Annotated in this window: 16 protein-coding genes; 9 read left to right on the top strand and 7 right to left on the bottom strand. The window is 56.4% G+C overall.

The genetic code is table 11. The annotated features are described in order from the left end of the window. The first annotated feature begins 61 nt into the window (after positions 1-61). The 8 genes from AABB29_RS11195 (at position 62) to AABB29_RS11160 (ending at position 6,556) form a co-directional block, all read left to right on the top strand. Complete coding sequence (locus AABB29_RS11195) at positions 62-1,141, top strand: zinc-binding dehydrogenase (RefSeq protein ID WP_341366829.1); 1,080 nt, start codon at positions 62-64, stop codon at positions 1,139-1,141. A 66-nt stretch (positions 1,142-1,207) separates the two neighbouring features. Then, positions 1,208-2,440 (top strand): mandelate racemase/muconate lactonizing enzyme family protein, encoded by a 1,233-nt coding sequence (locus AABB29_RS11190; RefSeq protein ID WP_341366830.1) that lies wholly within the window; start codon positions 1,208-1,210, stop codon positions 2,438-2,440. Positions 2,441-2,444: 4 nt separating this feature from the next. After that, positions 2,445-3,152: a phytanoyl-CoA dioxygenase family protein gene (locus AABB29_RS11185; protein ID WP_341366831.1), complete on the top strand. Its 708-nt coding sequence runs from the start codon at positions 2,445-2,447 to the stop codon at positions 3,150-3,152. A gap of 68 nt (positions 3,153-3,220) precedes the next feature. Beyond that, positions 3,221-3,814, top strand: coding sequence for a TetR/AcrR family transcriptional regulator (locus AABB29_RS11180; protein ID WP_341366832.1), 594 nt, complete (start codon positions 3,221-3,223; stop codon positions 3,812-3,814). A gap of 92 nt (positions 3,815-3,906) precedes the next feature. Next, a complete protein-coding gene (locus AABB29_RS11175) occupies positions 3,907-4,587 on the top strand; it encodes a PspA/IM30 family protein (protein WP_341366833.1) in 681 nt (226 codons plus the stop codon). Positions 4,588-4,616: 29 nt separating this feature from the next. Further along, positions 4,617-4,898 (top strand): hypothetical protein, encoded by a 282-nt coding sequence (locus AABB29_RS11170; RefSeq protein ID WP_341366834.1) that lies wholly within the window; start codon positions 4,617-4,619, stop codon positions 4,896-4,898. Positions 4,899-4,976: 78 nt separating this feature from the next. Continuing rightward, the gene (locus tag AABB29_RS11165; RefSeq protein WP_341366835.1) at positions 4,977-5,618 is read left to right on the top strand and encodes a lysophospholipid acyltransferase family protein; all 642 of its coding nucleotides are present in this window, start codon (positions 4,977-4,979) and stop codon (positions 5,616-5,618) included. After that, positions 5,615-6,556, top strand: a complete 942-nt coding sequence (locus AABB29_RS11160; protein ID WP_341366836.1) for a phosphatidate cytidylyltransferase — start codon at positions 5,615-5,617, stop codon at positions 6,554-6,556. The genes AABB29_RS11165 and AABB29_RS11160 overlap by 4 nt, the downstream gene beginning before the upstream one ends. Here the strand turns inward: AABB29_RS11160 and AABB29_RS11155 are convergent. Genes AABB29_RS11155 through AABB29_RS11125 form a run of 7 tightly spaced genes read right to left on the bottom strand, consistent with a single transcriptional unit; the run spans position 6,547 to position 12,998 of the window. Continuing rightward, a complete protein-coding gene (locus tag AABB29_RS11155) occupies positions 6,547-7,302 on the bottom strand; it encodes a glycosyltransferase family 2 protein (RefSeq protein WP_341366837.1) in 756 nt (251 codons plus the stop codon). The genes AABB29_RS11160 and AABB29_RS11155 overlap by 10 nt on opposite strands. Continuing rightward, entirely contained in the window at positions 7,299-8,219 is a 921-nt protein-coding gene (locus tag AABB29_RS11150) for a glycosyltransferase family 2 protein (RefSeq protein WP_341366838.1), read from the bottom strand. Before AABB29_RS11150 ends, AABB29_RS11155 begins: the two co-directional genes overlap by 4 nt. Then, complete coding sequence (locus tag AABB29_RS11145; RefSeq protein ID WP_341366839.1) at positions 8,216-8,758, bottom strand: acetyltransferase; 543 nt, start codon at positions 8,756-8,758, stop codon at positions 8,216-8,218. Before AABB29_RS11145 ends, AABB29_RS11150 begins: the two co-directional genes overlap by 4 nt. Next, the gene (locus tag AABB29_RS11140) at positions 8,755-9,885 is read right to left on the bottom strand and encodes a glycosyltransferase (protein WP_341366840.1); all 1,131 of its coding nucleotides are present in this window, start codon (positions 9,883-9,885) and stop codon (positions 8,755-8,757) included. The genes AABB29_RS11145 and AABB29_RS11140 overlap by 4 nt, the downstream gene beginning before the upstream one ends. Continuing rightward, a complete protein-coding gene (locus tag AABB29_RS11135) occupies positions 9,882-10,466 on the bottom strand; it encodes an acyltransferase (protein ID WP_341366841.1) in 585 nt (194 codons plus the stop codon). Before AABB29_RS11135 ends, AABB29_RS11140 begins: the two co-directional genes overlap by 4 nt. Beyond that, positions 10,456-11,802, bottom strand: a complete 1,347-nt coding sequence (locus tag AABB29_RS11130) for an oligosaccharide repeat unit polymerase (protein WP_341366842.1) — start codon at positions 11,800-11,802, stop codon at positions 10,456-10,458. Before AABB29_RS11130 ends, AABB29_RS11135 begins: the two co-directional genes overlap by 11 nt. Beyond that, entirely contained in the window at positions 11,787-12,998 is a 1,212-nt protein-coding gene (locus tag AABB29_RS11125) for a hypothetical protein (protein WP_341366843.1), read from the bottom strand. The genes AABB29_RS11130 and AABB29_RS11125 overlap by 16 nt, the downstream gene beginning before the upstream one ends. A gap of 176 nt (positions 12,999-13,174) precedes the next feature. On the opposite strand from AABB29_RS11125, the gene AABB29_RS11120 reads away from it, so the two are divergent. Continuing rightward, entirely contained in the window at positions 13,175-15,100 is a 1,926-nt protein-coding gene (locus AABB29_RS11120; RefSeq protein WP_341366844.1) for a Wzz/FepE/Etk N-terminal domain-containing protein, read from the top strand. The last annotated feature ends 124 nt before the right edge of the window (positions 15,101-15,224 follow it).

The raw sequence follows: 15,224 nt of genomic DNA, 5'->3' as shown, positions 1-15,224 counted from the left end.
GCTTGAGTTCGCTCCGGTAGCGACACAAAGTCTTGTAAGATCAAGGGAGCAGGACAAGCCGATGACCAAAATCAAAGCAGCCGTTTGCCGACAATTTGGTGCGCCACTGACCATTGAAACGGTCACACTCGCCGCCCCGCAATTGGGCGAGGTCGAGGTTTCATTGAAAGCTTGCGCAATCTGCCACTCAGATATCTCATTTATCGACGGGGGCTGGGGCGGTACCTTGCCCGCCGTTTATGGGCACGAAGCCGCAGGCCATATCACAGCTATTGGTGAAGGGGTGCGCGGGGTTGCAGTCGGCGATCCCATTGTAGTCACATTGATCCGGGCCTGCGGCGCCTGCCCATCCTGTTCGGGTGGAAAGCCCGTCGCATGCGAAACTGACATGGTAAGCGGGCCCCTAACCGGCGCAGACGGTGAAACCCTACATCAGGCAATGCATACGGGCGGCTTTGCTGAAAAGGTCGTTGTTGATCAAAGCCAGGTTGTCAAACTGACAGATGGGATTGAAATGGTTGCCGCCTCGCTTTTGGCTTGCGGCGTGATCACAGGGGTGGGTGCGGTCGTGAATGCGGCAGCCCTGCGAGCTGGACAGGACGTGGTTGTGATTGGCGCGGGCGGCGTCGGTCTGAATGCCATTCAAGGCGCACGCATTGCGGGTGCCCGCCGGATCGTTGCTGTTGACATGTCCGAAGAGAAACTGGCCATCGCACGTGACTTTGGTGCAACCGACGGGGTCTTGGCGACAACGGACAAACCGTGGCGAGCGGCCAAACAGGCAATTGGCCGCGGCGCAGATGCGGTATTTGTCACGGTAGGCGCAATCCCGGCCTATGACACTGCACCTAAATATCTTAGCAACGGCGGAAAGGTGATCATGGTCGGCATGCCCCATTCGGGTGCAATGTCCAGTTATGAACCCGTTATGCTAGCAGCAACCGGGCAAGGGATGGTCGGCTCAAAGATGGGCGATGTCGTGATCTCGCGGGATATCCCCTGGATGGTCGATCTTTATGAACAGGGGCGGCTCAAACTGGACGAGCTTATTTCGGGGCGCTGGCCTTTAGAGCAGATTAATGAGGCAATTGCCGATACAAAGACTGGCAGTGCCAAGCGCAACGTGATTGTGTTCGACTAACTGAACACCAGTGCTATGCCGGATGGGTCAAACCCGTCTTGCCGGCCGCTCAAAGGGGCATCACGTATGAAACTTGCCGATCTTGATATCATCGTCACAGCACCGCCGGCCCCCGGTTGGGGCGGGCGCTATTGGATCATTCCCAAGGTAACAACCGACACCGGGGTCGTCGGTTACGGCGAATGCTATGCCTCTTCCATAGGGCCAGAGGCAATGAAGGCCGTCATCCACGATGTCTTTTCCCGGCATATGGCAGACGAAAACCCAGAAAATATCGAATTGATGTATCGCCGGGTCTTTTCGGCAGGTTTTACGCAGCGCCCTGACCTGACTGTCATTGGCGCCTGGTCCGGACTTGAAATGGCCTGTTGGGACATCTTAGGCAAGGATCGGGACCGGCCTGTTCATGCGCTGATTGGCGGGCGGGTGAACGAACGCATCCGGGCATATACGTATCTTTATCCGCGGCCATCACACCCACTGCCAGATTTCTGGGCAAGCGCGGACATGGCGGCAGAAGTCGCCGCCGATATGGTTGAGAAAGGGTACACAGCCGTCAAATTTGATCCGGCAGGACCCTACACCATTCGGGGCGGGCATATGCCGTCGATGCATGATATTGCGCTGTCGGTCCGTTTCTGCAAAGCGATCCGCGAGGCAGTAGGCGACAAGGCGGACCTGCTCTTCGGCACACATGGTCAATTCTCAACTGGCGGCGCGATTAGGCTGGGCAAAGCGCTCGAACCCTATTCGCCGCTTTGGTACGAAGAGCCGATCCCACCAGACAATGTCGACGCCATGGCCAAGGTCGCATCAGCGGTGAGCATCCCCGTTGCCACAGGCGAACGCCTGACGACAAAAGCTGAATTTGCCCCGGTCTTGCGCAGCGGCGCGGCAACAATTTTGCAACCCGCGCTTGGCCGGTCCGGGGGGATCTGGGAGACGAAAAAAATCGCCGCGATGGCTGAAGTCTACAACGCCCAGATCGCGCCGCACCTGTATGCCGGTCCGGTGGAATGGGCCGCCAATGTGCAGCTGGCCGCATCAATTCCAAACATATTGATGGCCGAAACCATCGAAACGCCCTTCCATGACGCGCTGATCAAAAACAGCATCACTGTCGAGGATGGCTATATCCCGGTGCCCACTGCACCCGGCCTTGGGATCGATTTTGACGAAGCGCTTGCCCGGGCCAACCCCTATACTGGGAACGGGCTGCACCTTGAAATGCAGGAAGAACCGATCAGCTATCATGACACAAACACCTTTGCGGGGGGCGCGCCGGTCAAAGAAGGCTAATCAAATGACAAGTGGCGCAAGCATGGCCCGGCAAAGCGCGAAGACAACCTTCGAAACCGAGGGGCGTCTTTGGCTAAGGCAAGCGATCTCTGAACAAGACCTGCAGCTCTTTGATCAAGCCGCAGCGTCCCAAACCAAGGCTGGGGCACGTTTGGCACGATCAACGACGCTGACCCACGCCCTGCGCGCAGACGGCACTCTGCTAAGGGCCTTAAGGTGGATCGACGCCGAAACGCATCCGGTCAGAACTGTGGCTTTTAACAAATCTGAAGCCACCAATTGGGGTGTTCCATGGCACCAAGATCGGGTGATCGCGGTAAAGGATCGGGCCAATTTGCCGGGTTATACGAACTGGACGCAAAAGTCGGGCATTTGGCATTGTGAACCCCCGCAACAGGTGCTTGAGAACATGTTGTTCGTGCGTGTCCATTTGGATGACACAGATGAAGACAATGGGGCAATGGCGCTTGCTTTGGGCAGCCACAAAAAGGGGATCATTACTGCGGCGGCGGCCGAGACAGAAGCAGGAAAACTGCCCATCGAAATTTGCCAGGCGCAACGGGGCGATGTTCTGGTTTTGAAAATGCTGACACTACACTGCTCCAAACCGGCAAGGGTGCCCTCAGGGCGACGGGTGCTCAGGGTTGACTGCGCATCTTTCGCGCTTCCTCCCCCACTTGAATGGCAAGATTTAGGCGCGCAGCGCCTGTAAATGCGGCGGCCCTTTCCATGCACTATCTCTTGGCCTACAACCAACAAAGGTTCAGGCAGAGGGTGCATATGGCTGGGAAAGTGGCAGCGCGGCGCGCGGCATTACGTGAAAACCTGATTTTGATCGCCGAGCGGACAATCTCGGAAAAAGGGTTATCAGCTTTACGCGCCCGCGACTTGGCATCAGAAGCCGGATGCGCTGTCGGCGCCATTTACAATGTGTTCGGCGATTTGACTGATCTAGTCTTGGCGGTAAACGCACGGACATTTCACCGACTGGGGGCTGATGTCGCCGCCGCCTTGGCAGAAGCACCGCAGGACCCATCTGAACAATTGGTGATTATGGCGCAAGCCTATCACCGGTTTGCTGCGGAAAATCACCTCAGTTGGCGGGCGCTTTTTGACGTAGAGCGTGCGCCCGGTGAGGCCGCACCGGATTGGTACCTGCAAGAAATGGGTCAACTCTTTGCCTATATCGCGAACCCGCTTCAGGTCATCTTCCCGGACCGTGATGCGCATGAGTTAGAACTTTTGACCCGCGCGCTTTTCTCATCGATCCATGGTATCGTCCTATTGGGTCTGGACGAAGCAAGCGCCGGCGTACCGACCGATGAAATCGAACGGATGATCGCGCTTGTCCTACGACAAATCACGAGCTCCTAAAAAAGTGTGAACATCGTTCATTATTCCCTTGCAATCCAGCGTCAGCATCGCTATCTCAATATTTGAACGATGTTCATTTACTGGAGATACAGATGCTCAAGACACTTGCTACATTAATTCATGGGCAAAATGCGCGCGCCGAAGACCGGGTCCGCGACGCCTTTGCCATTGAACTGATCGATCAAAAGATCCGCGAAAGCGAAACCAGCCTACGTGCCGCAAAAGGCACCTTGGCCAGCCTGATCCAACGTCAACGTTCCGAAGAAAAACAATATGCTGCGCTAAAGACGCGGATCAACGATCTGACCAAACGCGCGAAGGAAGCATTGGACAGTGATCGTGAAGACATGGCGCATGAGGCCGCCCGCGCCATTGCGACGATGGAAAACGAAAAAACCATCCGTGGCGAAACCCTGGATCGGCTTGATCAAAAAGTGATCCGCCTGCGCAGTTCCATCGAAAGCGGGCATCGCCGGATTATCGACCTCAAACAGGGTGCAATTCAGGCCCGCGCTGTTCGCCGCGAACAAAAAATGCAAGTTCAGATGACGGTAACAGGTCTACAAGACGGGGCCGTCGAAGAAGCTGAAGAGCTGATAAACCGTGTGCTAGGCAAAGACGACCCGTTTGAACGCAGCGAAATCCTACAAGATATCAACCGCGACTTGGCTGGCGATACGATCGCAGATCGCATGGCCGATGCAGGGTTTGGGGCCGCTACACGGTCAACCGCCGATGACGTCCTCAAGCGCCTCAAAACCAAACAAAAGTAACAACACCGTTCGATTAAGGAGATAAAACAATGAATCCGACCCGTTCCGACAACACGATGATCATGTTCTTTAACGGCTTTGCCGTTCTGGTTGCCTATTTCATGCTGGGGCTCTCGCTCTATCTGTCGCCAGATGTGCCACTTTCGACCAAGGGCTACTGGGGCATCGGCATCCTGCTTTTGACCCTGGCACTGGTCAATTTCGTGAAATACCGTTTCGATGATCGGTTGTCCGAAGACCGCATTCAGCGGTTGGAAGAAGCCAAAAACGAAAAGCTGCTGTCAGACTTCGTCGGCGACGACAAAATCTAATGGCTGCCCCTGCCCGTGATCTTCGCGGGCAGGGCTTAACCCTTTCCAAACGCACAATGCTTCGTCAAAGTTGATCACATGAAATTTCTGCGTCAATTTGCGGCCCGTATCGTCGGCCAATCCATCCGCGTCTTTGCCCGCGCAATCACCGCAGTGCGCGCCGATTGGCAAGGGATCGAACCGGTGCCGCGGCAGCGGGTCTATTTCGCCAATCATACCTCTAACGCGGATATGCCGATGATCTGGTCCGTCCTTCCACCAGCGCTGCGCCGAACGGTGCGGCCCGTGGCGGCAGCAGATTACTGGCTGAAAAACAAGCTCCGCGCCTTTGTCGGGCCGGAGGTATTCAACTGCGTGCTCGTCGACCGCCGGCCTGAGGTCAAAGACAAACCAATGGACAAAATCATCGCAGCACTCGACGAAGGATCGTCGCTCATCATCTTTCCCGAAGGCAATCGAAATATGACAGATGATCCGCTGCTGCCGTTCAAAGCCGGGCTTTATAACATGGGTGTTGCACGGCCAGATGTGGATCTAGTCCCAACTTGGGTTGCGAACCTGACCGCGATCATGCCCAAAGGCGAAGTGATCCCCCTGCCCCTGATCTGCACCGTGACATTTGGCGAACCGATCCATGTCAAAGAAGGTGAAAGCAAAGACGCGTTTCTCAAACGTGCCTCTGACGCGCTCATAGCCCTCGCCCCTGAGGACCGGACATGAACAGCACGACCGAGCATATTCTGTTACTTACCCTGGGCAGCTTCGGCATTTTGATTGCAATGACCTTCCTGGGCGAGGTGCTGCGCGCCCGCGAAGAGCCGGGTTTTAACAACCCGATGCTGGACACTTACATGACCCGGGTTCAAAGCTGGTGGGGCATGGTCGCGTTTATCGGCGGGGCGCTGTTGCTGGGCCGGGCAGGTATCATGACGCTTTTCGCCTTTGCGTCATTCGCCGCACTGCGCGAATTTCTGACCTTAACGGCCAAGGCACAAGCCGATCACCTATCGCTTGCACTGGCCTTCTTTGCAGTATTGCCCTTGCAATACGTCTTTGTCGGGCTTGGCTGGGACGGGCTCTATGCGATTTTCATTCCGGTTTACGCATTCTTGCTACTGCCCATCGTGTCAGCGCTGCGCGGGAACGCAAAACGCTTTTTGATGCGCGTGGCTGAAACCCAATGGGCGCTTATGATTTCCGTCTTCTGCGTCAGCCATGTACCGGCGCTGATGAACCTTGAAATTTTCGGCTATGGGGAGCGCAGCCTGTTACTGGTCGCATTCCTTGTCATGGTGGTGCAATTGGGCGATCTGCTCGAATATTTCTTTGGGCGGCGGATCGGCAGAACACGCATCGCCCCCGGCCTATCGCCCAAAACATGGGAGGGGTTGTTCTGCGGCGTCATCAGCGCAATGGTAATTGGCGGCTTGCTAAGTTGGATCACACCTTTCGGGCTTTGGGGGGCGATGATCATGGCCGGTGTCGCATCGCTTGTGGGGATGTTCGGCAGCCTTGTTGTAGCGGCGATCAAACGTGATCGCGGGGTCAAAGACTGGTCGCATCTGATCCCGGGGCAAGGCGGATTTGTCGATCAGCTTGATAGCGTGATCTTCGCGGCGCCCATCTTCTATCACCTTTCCAAATATTTCTACGGCTGACGCGGCCCGCCGAACTGGACGATCTTGGACAAGTTCTTACCCACCAGGGTCCCCATTCCACCAATTTTATGATGGCGGATCGCCCGATAGTCTTCACGGCTCTTGCGGATCATATGGGCAAAGGATTTGTTACTCACGCCGCCCATCTTCATGCGCACCATCACATGCGGAACATAAGCCAGGCGCACCTGACCAGACGCCAAAAAGCGTAACATGCCATCATAATCACCTGAGATACGATAGCTCGTATCATAAAGGCCCCAGCGTTCAAACACGGCGCGGCGCAAATACAGCGTGGGGTGCGGCGGCATCCAACCGCGCTTCAACTTTGCCTGTGCAAAGGCGCCCGCCTTCCAATGACGGATCACCCGGGTCTCATCATCGCGCGCGACATATTGCAAATCCCCATAGACACCATCGATATCAGGATCGCTCAGCGCATCCACAACTGCGGCAAGTACGGTCGGACCAGCCAATTGATCATCGGCGTGAAGCAAACCAATGACATCGCCACTGGCACGTTTGATACCATTATTGATCGCGTCATAAATCCCGTTATCGGGGGCCGACAAAAGCGCCATCTGCGGATGCCCATGCGCCCGCAAATAGGCCAATGTACCATCAGTCGATCCGCCATCCTGGACGACATGTTCGATATCGCGATGGGATTGCACCAAAAGGCTCTGCAAGCAGGAGGGCAAAGTCGCCCGACCGTTCATAACTGCTGTAACGACCGAAATTTTCATGCAGCCTGCCGATCCGTTTGCGAAATTGCGTTGATATCAATGCCCAAAACCACAGATATCGCCTCTTGCGGGGCGGCATCATGTGCCGCCATGTAACGCCGCACCTCATCCAGCTTTGCATCCACCAGATAGCGATACCAAAAGCCCTGCAGTACATGAAACGCGCGGGCCTGACGCCCATCCAGAAAACCAAGACGCAGTACAAAGCGATAGAAAAAATAGAGCCCAGCACGCAAGCCGCCGGGCAGACGCGCATAAAGATGCTCTTTGATCCAGCGTTTCACTGCGGCCTGTTGGCCGTTGCGCAAGGTTCCGATTGTCTGTTGCGGCAAAATTTGATGGGTCCGATTAAGGATATCGACAACCTCGCGGCTGGCGTAACTGTTATGCTTAGCGACCCACCAATCCAGCGTATTCAGGTTGTCGTCGATGATATCGCCAGTGAAATCAGCTGTTGGGCCATCAACGATGATATGCTCATCCATCCACCGGTTTTCACAACGCCCGGCACCATTTTTGAAAAGGCGCAATATCCGGATGGGAAACAGACCGCCATGGCGTACAGGCTGGCCCATGAAATGCATGCGGCGCCCAACATAAATGCCGTCTGCTTCTGGCAAGCCGGATGAAATTTCGGCGGCAAGCGCAGGCGTCACAACCTCATCGGCATCCAGCCGCAAGACCCAGCCGGGGGCGTTCTTGATTTGATCAAGGGCCCAGTTGAACTGGACCGCCTGATTGACCCATGGATTGAAAAGCACCTCAGCGCCGGCCGCTTTGGCGATCTGTCCCGTGTTATCGGTTGAACCGCTGTCAACGACAATGATCCGGGTCGCAATGTCACGGACCGAGGCAATAGCCCGCCCAATATGGCGTGCCTCGTCACGGGTCAGGATGATAACTGTCAACGGGGTCATGCGGCCACCCTGCTTTGCATTGGATTGCCGGTGCCGATATGGCCTGCGGCCAAGTCCTTCATGGCGACGGCACGCGCGCCAAGAATAGCGCCACGGCCAATGCGCACCCCCGGCCCGACAAAAGCATCGGCGCATACCCAGGCATCCGCGCCAATCTGAATGGGGCCCTTTATCAAAGGACGTGCCGGATCACGCCAATCATGGCTGCCCGCACAAAGATGCGCATATTGCGACACGGTCGCACGCGGCCCAATCGTAATCGGCCCAAGTGCGTATAGGATCGCAGCATCGCCAATGGCCGCCTGATCGCCGATGCTGAGATGCCAGGGGATCATGATCCGCACGCTCGGATGTACATGGACACCTGCACCAACCTGCGCCCCGAAACAACGCAAAAGCCATACGCGCCAGACCCAAAATTGGCGCGGGCTCAGCCTGAACAGGGGCGTCACCAACCACCACAGGCACCGACCCATCAACGCGCGATGTCTCCAATTGCGTTTGCTGCGGTTAGCCGTGATATCCGCCTGGATACTCATGCCAGAACCATTGTTTTGTCCGCGCTGATCAAGCTGCGATAGAGATCTGCAAACGCGTCAGTCATGGCTTGCGGCGAAAATTCACGGCGCATCCAGGCCCGGCCGCGTAGGCCCATTGCGGGCAAGTCATCGCGCGGCAGCGCTTTGATGGTCTCAGCCAAATCATCGCGGCCAAGCGTGATACAGCGCCCACATCCCATGATATCCACCCGCGACCAAGGGGTTGCCGTGGTTGTGATAACAGGCACGCCGTGGGCCAATGCTTCGGCCACGGCAATACCGAAGTTTTCAGAATGGCTGGGCAGCACAAACAAGTCAGCCTTGGCAAAAGCCCGCGCTTTGCGATCATCGTCAGCATGGCCATGCAGAACAATCCGGGCATCATCACCGATTTGCGCCTTCAAACTGGCGACATAAACAGGATCTCCGGTGCCATAGATATCCAAACGTGTCTGTGTTGGCAGTGCTTTCATCGCAGCGATAAGCAGATCCAGCCCCTTTTTGGGGTGCAACCGGCCAAGATACAGCAGGCGCAAATGACCATCATCGGGGCGGACGGGTACGATCTCTGGAATTGGTACAGAATTGGGGATCAGGGCGGTCTCTATCGCGCCAAGTCGCTGCGTGCTCTCAGCTGCCTCCGTAGAAGACGTGACATGTAAGACGCAAGACGCAGGGCGCAGCACATTCGCGCCTTTCTCAAACAGATGTTTGATCCGTCTACGCGGCGCGTCTGACCAAGAGGCCGTCGCCTGCAACGCCCCACGCGGGGACCAAACCACGGGCTTGCCCGCCAACCGGGCCATCATCAATGTCGGAAGCGTCGGAAAATTGTAAGTTGCAGTCAGATGGATAACATCAGCCCAACCGATCGCTGGGATCAACTTGCGCAACAGCCCCGGGGCAATGGCATGTCCAGCAATCCTCCGGGCATAATGGACCGGATAGGCAAAGCTTTGGGGGGCGACACGCGCCGTTATCGCGGGTCCTGCGGCATCTGTTGTTAACACCCGGACATCGAACCCGCCCCGCCCTGCAATCCCATCGCAAATCGCCTTTGTCGACCAGATCGGGCCGCCCCAATAGGTCGCGGGATAAAACGCCGGGGTTACATGCAGAATATTCATGCTGCGACCTCCACTGCTGTACCCGTGGCAACAATGCGGGCCGGGTTCCCCGCGACTGTGACACCGGCGGGCACATCTTTGGTCACGACGGCACCCGCACCAATGATTGCCCCCTCGCCGATCCGGCGACATTGCGGCAGGATCACCGCGCGCATACCAATCCAAACATGACTGCCGATAAACTTACCCATCGGAGTTGGCCTAGATCGCGGGTCGGACCCATGATCATGGGTGTAGATCACCGCTTCTTCGGAAATCAACGTGCCCGCACCAATCGATAGCCCGCCGGTTACATCCAGGTGCACATCACGGTTGATCTGCACATGATCGCCAATCATCAAGGGGGCATCGCCGATTTCGGCAGAGGCTTCGCAGCCTCTCCAAAAATAGCAGTCCCGACCTATCTTGACGACCGCAGGATTGGCAAATCGAACACCGGGCTGAAACAGGCACCCTTTGCCGACCCGCGCAAGGCGGGCGCGATGGAAATACGTTGCCGTATATAGGCCGAGACGCCGCTTTATTTTGGCAGATAGCGCGAAAGCCAAGAAAACGGGGCGAAATATAGCTTTAAGCAGCATGCAAAACCTGCCTTTCAGGGGGCATCGTGGTCAAACGGTAACGGGTCAAAAACAGCGCAGTCATTGCAACAATCAGCACCAGCTGAGCGGCAGCACCAACGATAAAGGCGCTGAATGAAGATTGAAGCGTGGCCTGAATGAACGGATAGAAAAGCATCGGATACAAAAACGCAGACGCGGCCCCAAGCATCATCTGCGCTGACAGCAACAGCTCTTCGCCTCTGCGATAAACCCAGCCAAGCACCGCGCCCACGAGCACGCCCGCCCATCCAAAGTTGATGAAGGCCTCACCGGGCCCCGTGACATTGAATGCACCGCCGGTGGGCACATCCATGATCACCTGCTTGAAAAAGACCCCCAAATCGATGGCAGGTTTCTCGGCCCAGATCGCCCGAGGGATCCAACCAAATCGCCACCAAGTATAACTATCACCCCAAAGATAATCCTCGGGCCGCACACGGTCCGTCACCATAATGGCGGTATTAATATCGAGAAAATAGGTCGATCCCACAATTTGCTGTAGCAACCCGTGCCCCTGCCCGCCTTGTCGCAGGATTGTCATATAGGCAGAAACTGCGGCCAGCCCGCAAATGCATATCATGCCCGCGATTAAAAGACGCCCACGCAAGCGAACCCCCGTCAGTGCGAGTGTCGCAAGCACAAAGATCCCCAGTTCAACCAGTTCAAAACGATCGCCAGAGACAAGGGCAATCAGCACCAGTAATGCGCCCAACACGGTCGCCAAAACCCAGCTTGCCCGCTGACCCAAGACCAGCGCATGCGCCAAAAACAAAACAAACGCAAACTTCGGAACGATGAAAAAGGTCTTGATGCCAGCAAGCGTGGCACCCACGCCATCAGCATTCACGTTGATCTGCTTTGCACTGTTCAGCCCCGCCAAGGCGGTCAGGTCCAAAGCGGCGAGCCCCCGCGCGCGCAGGATGATTATGATCGTGCCAAGCGTCATAGCAAAGGCAATCGCACTTAACGCCCCGCGCCGGGTCAATCCGGCTGCGACAATCCGCGCGGCCTGGATGTTTTGCGACCGTCGTACAGGCGTGCACGCCAGCCGATATCCTAAACACATCGCCAAGATAAATAGCGCCAGGTAAAGCGCGCCCAACTGATCCCCCCACGGATTATCAACAAAACGCCGATAGAAAGCCAACTCTGGCATCTGCGTGTTGACAATCACCTTCAGCAAAAAGCCGAAAAGCGTAAAATAGCTCAGCAAATGCATGGGCGACACCATGCGCAACACGCCATAGCGCTGGCCCATCCAAAATGGCAGGATGGTGCAAAAAAGGGCAAGTAGACCGATCAGGACAGCCGCCATACCGCCCCCTTTTCGCGCATCAAGACCATCACCGATGTATCAACGCCCATTTGCCACCAGATCACGACCCACAGCCCCAGGCTTCCTGCGCTTATGGCGCCAACATAAAGAAGTGCATTCTGGATCGGGCCGATGGCCGATGCGCCCAAATGAAAAGCCAAAATCAGATAAAGTCCGATGCTAAGAAGGCGCGCACCGGCCGCCCAATGGGCCTGCGCACACAGTGTCGCAACGGTGTAACTGGATGCAAAAATAGCCTGCACCAATGCGCCGATCAGCAGGATCAAGGCAAGCACGCCCGCTGCGTCCTCCAAGATCCACGATGACAACGGCAAAACGGCGCAGCCCGCAGCAAACAAAATCAAAGACGGCAAAAACGCAATCTGGCTTCCCTTGGCGCTGGCATGTTGCAATTGTCTGATATCGCGGGCGCCAAAGGCGGCCGACACCGGGGCCGCACTGACCCAGGTCGCAACCGAAACGGGTAGTGCCACAAGGTTTGCAAGGCGGCGCAGCAACGCATAAAGGCCAACCTCTTCGGGCGACAAAAGATGTGCGGCGGCAATGATATCCACCTGAGCAAGCCCGGTGCCCAGCACGGCTGTCCCCCAAAGGGACCAGGCAATATCGGCGGCCTTCCCGCGCGGCTTGATCAAACTGTTAAACCGTGGGTGCCGGACGCACCAAAACCCCGCCAACGCAGCAAAAAGGCCCAGCCAGAACAATGTGTAAATCAAGACCATGTCGCCAGTATGCGCGCCAAACACAACAGCCTGCCCCAGGGCCAATTGCGGGCCCGCATCGCGCAACGCCATGGATAGCTGCAGACTTCCGAGCGCGCGCATGATGCTGGCAAGGCAGGTCACCAGATTAATACCAAGCCCAGCCAGTAAAATCGCAAGCCAGGGCGATCCGGGAAAGACCGCCTCAAGCAGCGGATACGCGATAGCCGCGAGCAGAAACGGCAGGACCATGACCTGCAAAATAACGACCTGAGATGACAAACCGCCGCCATCTGTCAAATGACGCAATAACATCAGCGGGCCGCCTAGGGACAACACCGTTCCGGCCACCAATGCCAGCCCCCATGCCACGGCCAACGCACCAAAGGCATCCAGACCCAGATATGCGGCAAGCCCAATCATGATCACGAAATTCAGCCCGACAATGCCGCCACGTAGGGCAAGGGTGCCCATCGCATGCTGCTGTGCCAATTTGCTGATTATCCGATGAACCATTCAAGAACCATTGCCTCAGGAAGAGCGTCATGCCCTGCCTTGATTTCTTTAGTCCTGATTCATTGTGATTAATTTGGGGTTAACCCTGTTGTGATTGTTTCCGGTCGAACCAAAGGCACCAAAAGGCCCCCTGAATGACGCATCACAACGCTGGACATATACTTGATCTTTCTCAGGCTGCACGGGTAGAGCCTTTGGATATCGCCGGGATGATCATAACACTCTGGCGGGGCAAATGGGTGATACTTCTATCGACCGTTGCGATGCTTTTATTGGCCGGATACTACGCCTTCGCAATCGCCAGCCCGCGTTATGCTGCAACAACGACACTGCATGTCGATACAAACCGTTTTGCCATTACTGAAAACGGTGTTTCATCCGCTGGCGGCACGGGCAATCTCAATACCGAGGTTGCGATCCTACGCTCACGACATTTGCTTGAGCAGGTCGTCGATACATTGAATTTGCAGACGGATCCGGCTTTTAACCGCTACTTAACACCGGTCGCGCAGTGGTCCATCACAGGGCTGCGAAATCAGATGCGCGATTGGCTTTCCGGCAGCACAACACCCGCGCCAGATCAGGCGGCAATCCGCGCCAAAACGGTCGAAAACCTACGCAACACAATCTCTATCCAAACCCAGCGCGACAGCGCGGTTTTGTCTATTACCGCGACCACAGGCAAATCGGAAACGGCCGCGACAATCGCAAATACATTGGCCGATCTATACCTCGTTGATCAGATCAACACGCAATTCAGCACTTCGGAAACTGCGGTAACCTGGCTGTCTGAAAAAGTCTTCGAATTGCAAATCGAACTGGCCGAAAAGGAAAACGCAATCACCGAACTGATCGCGCGGGCGCAAATCGGCGATGAGGCAACGCTGGATGCCATCAGCAGACAAGCCATTGAAACAGACAATCGTCTGCAAGAGGCCCGCGCAGCCCTCACCAAATTGGACGATGGAACACAGGTATCGGCAACGGGCACCAGTCTGTCGGCTGACAGCCAGCAACTTAGCAACCAAATTGCCGCGCTCGAACTTTACCGCGCCAATCTATCCGCACAGCTGGCCGATCAGTCGGCCAGCCTGGCCCAGCTGCAACACTTGCGGCGCGAGGCAGACGCCACACGCGTTCTGTACGAAACCTTTCTGTCCCGGCTGCAGGATGTCAGCCTGCAAAGCGGACTCAGCGCGCCGCGTAGCCGGATCCTCAACATCGCAGAACCAGGGACATATGTCGCGCCCCGCAAGATGCTGATATTGGCCATGGCTGGTCTTCTTGGTGTCGCAGTGGGGATCATGCTGGCGGTCCTGCAGGCCGCGCGGCGAACCGGCATCCGCACAGCCGATGCGCTGGCAGACGCAACTGGTTTGCCGGTGATGGCGCAGTTACCGGCTAAATGGCGCAAAAAACCTCCCGTAAAGGATGCCGCACGGACCCTGCGCGCCGCGGTTTTACTGCAGGCCGCAGAGGACAGCGCACAGACAATTCTTTGCACTTCAGGGCTGGTCGATGACGGGCAAAAAGACACGGCCTTCTTACTTGGCCAGGCACTGCATGATTTGGGGCGGTCCGTTCTGGTTTTTGACGGTGATCTCAGGAACAGTAAGGCCAACGGCGATTTGAACGCAATCATCAAAGGCGCACAAGACGGCGATGCAATGATCCATAGCGACCGACGCTGGGGTGTCGACGTGCTGCGGACACATGCGGGAAACGCCCATCCCGCCGATCTGTTCTGTAGCCGAAACTTTAATATGTTTCTGAATAGGATGCGGGAAAGATACGATCACATCATCATCGCCGCGCCGCCGGTTTTGCCAGCGCCCGATACACTGGTTCTCGCGCAACATAGCGACGCAGTGATTTACGCGGTGCAATGCGACCGCACCAAACCCGAAACCATACGGGCCGGGCAGCAAGCGCTTGAGGGGGCACAAGCCCCGATCACCGGTTTCGTGTTGACCGGGGTGGATATACGGAAACAAAAAACCGCAGGTGCATCAATCTGGCCTTCGGGTAAGGCGCACCCCATCGGCGCGGCTACGCTCTAGGGCCTGTGGTCATTCATTTTGACCCACCCGCGCGAGACACATTTTGCCGCTGACAAGATGATTTGACCACAGCGATGTGGGTCATCGGAAGGGAAAGTCGGCGATGACAGAGGCAAAATGCGCC

It is taken from the genome of Yoonia sp. BS5-3 (assembly GCF_038069655.2).
In the GTDB taxonomy this organism is placed as follows: Bacteria; Pseudomonadota; Alphaproteobacteria; order Rhodobacterales; family Rhodobacteraceae; genus Yoonia; species Yoonia phaeophyticola.
The sequence above is the reverse complement of the archived record's forward strand: the minus strand, read 5'-3'. Positions and strand labels throughout refer to the sequence as shown.

Bases quoted from the DNA above. Each gene is read 5' to 3' on its own strand.
- AABB29_RS11135 (WP_341366841.1), bottom strand. From the start codon at position 10,466: ATGCTGCTTAAAGCTATATTTCGCCCCGTTTTCTTGGCTTTCGCGCTA.
- AABB29_RS11155 (WP_341366837.1), bottom strand. From the start codon at position 7,302: ATGAAAATTTCGGTCGTTACAGCAGTTATGAACGGTCGGGCGACTTTG.
- AABB29_RS11170 (WP_341366834.1), top strand. From the start codon at position 4,617: ATGAATCCGACCCGTTCCGACAACACGATGATCATGTTCTTTAACGGC.
- AABB29_RS11125 (WP_341366843.1), bottom strand. From the start codon at position 12,998: ATGGGCACCCTTGCCCTACGTGGCGGCATTGTCGGGCTGAATTTCGTG.
- AABB29_RS11190 (WP_341366830.1), top strand. From the start codon at position 1,208: ATGAAACTTGCCGATCTTGATATCATCGTCACAGCACCGCCGGCCCCC.
- AABB29_RS11145 (WP_341366839.1), bottom strand. From the start codon at position 8,758: ATGAGTATCCAGGCGGATATCACGGCTAACCGCAGCAAACGCAATTGG.
- AABB29_RS11160 (WP_341366836.1), top strand. From the start codon at position 5,615: ATGAACAGCACGACCGAGCATATTCTGTTACTTACCCTGGGCAGCTTC.
- AABB29_RS11180 (WP_341366832.1), top strand. From the start codon at position 3,221: ATGGCTGGGAAAGTGGCAGCGCGGCGCGCGGCATTACGTGAAAACCTG.
- AABB29_RS11130 (WP_341366842.1), bottom strand. From the start codon at position 11,802: ATGGCGGCTGTCCTGATCGGTCTACTTGCCCTTTTTTGCACCATCCTG.
- AABB29_RS11150 (WP_341366838.1), bottom strand. From the start codon at position 8,219: ATGACCCCGTTGACAGTTATCATCCTGACCCGTGACGAGGCACGCCAT.
- AABB29_RS11195 (WP_341366829.1), top strand. From the start codon at position 62: ATGACCAAAATCAAAGCAGCCGTTTGCCGACAATTTGGTGCGCCACTG.
- AABB29_RS11140 (WP_341366840.1), bottom strand. From the start codon at position 9,885: ATGAATATTCTGCATGTAACCCCGGCGTTTTATCCCGCGACCTATTGG.
- AABB29_RS11185 (WP_341366831.1), top strand. From the start codon at position 2,445: ATGACAAGTGGCGCAAGCATGGCCCGGCAAAGCGCGAAGACAACCTTC.
- AABB29_RS11120 (WP_341366844.1), top strand. From the start codon at position 13,175: ATGACGCATCACAACGCTGGACATATACTTGATCTTTCTCAGGCTGCA.
- AABB29_RS11175 (WP_341366833.1), top strand. From the start codon at position 3,907: ATGCTCAAGACACTTGCTACATTAATTCATGGGCAAAATGCGCGCGCC.
- AABB29_RS11165 (WP_341366835.1), top strand. From the start codon at position 4,977: ATGAAATTTCTGCGTCAATTTGCGGCCCGTATCGTCGGCCAATCCATC.